We start from the raw sequence: 658 nt of genomic DNA, 5'->3' as shown, positions 1-658 counted from the left end.
GATAATAATATAAAATAAAAATTTTAAAAAGTATTATTTATAAAAATACCTGTAAAAGTAATCTTAAGATTCATAGAATCTATTGGCGTATGATTATTTGTAAATAGTCTTTATGGTTTGCAAATGGGCGATAGTTGCACTATCATCGATCTTTCTTAAAGATTGATCTTTTTTTAAAAGAAAATAAGAGAGAATGGATGGTTATAATATAGCTATTTTAATTGGTGCTATCACTCTTATTTTTGGCACATTGGTTTTAGTAGCTCATTATTTAACGATAAATACATTAATGAAAGAAAAAGTTAGTCTTTATTTTAGCTTCTTAGCACACCCTATAAGTTGGGAATAGATTTTTTTATTCTCTTCCTGGGCAATATAATTTTCTATTCCTTTTTTATTATCAAATCAAAAAAAAGGAAAAACATGTCAGCAATAATAAATACAAATCAAAATACAGAATTAAACAAAGAAAGAATCGCTCTAATTAAAAAACATTTCTTCCCTGCTGAAACTAAGATCAATAAAACAGAAATGGAATATTGTCTTAGTGTTGCAACTAAATATATAGTCTAGATCCCTTCTTGCGCCAAGTATTTTTTGTTCCTCATAGGGCAAAAGTTACAAAAAAATGGTAAAGATGTGTGGGTTGAAAAAATAG

2 protein-coding genes are annotated in these 658 nt (G+C 26.6%); both read left to right on the top strand.

Annotated features, from left to right (window positions below; translation table 11 throughout):
- The first annotated feature begins 193 nt into the window (after nucleotides 1-193).
- Nucleotides 194-349 carry a hypothetical protein gene (locus L8X28_RS08295; protein WP_263666057.1) on the top strand — a complete coding sequence of 52 codons (156 nt, stop codon included), beginning with the start codon at nucleotides 194-196 and terminating at the stop codon, nucleotides 347-349.
- 74 nt (nucleotides 350-423) lie between these two features.
- On the top strand, nucleotides 424-573 hold the full coding sequence (locus L8X28_RS08290; protein WP_263666056.1) for a hypothetical protein: 150 nt from the start codon (nucleotides 424-426) through the stop codon (nucleotides 571-573).
- Nucleotides 574-658: the final 85 nt, after the last annotated feature.

The sequence above is a fragment of the Campylobacter sp. CNRCH_2016_0050h genome (assembly GCF_025772605.1).
In the GTDB taxonomy this organism is placed as follows: Bacteria; Campylobacterota; Campylobacteria; order Campylobacterales; family Campylobacteraceae; genus Campylobacter_D; species Campylobacter_D lari_D.
Note: the sequence above shows the minus strand (reverse complement) of the source record. Positions and strands in the feature narration are given on the sequence as shown.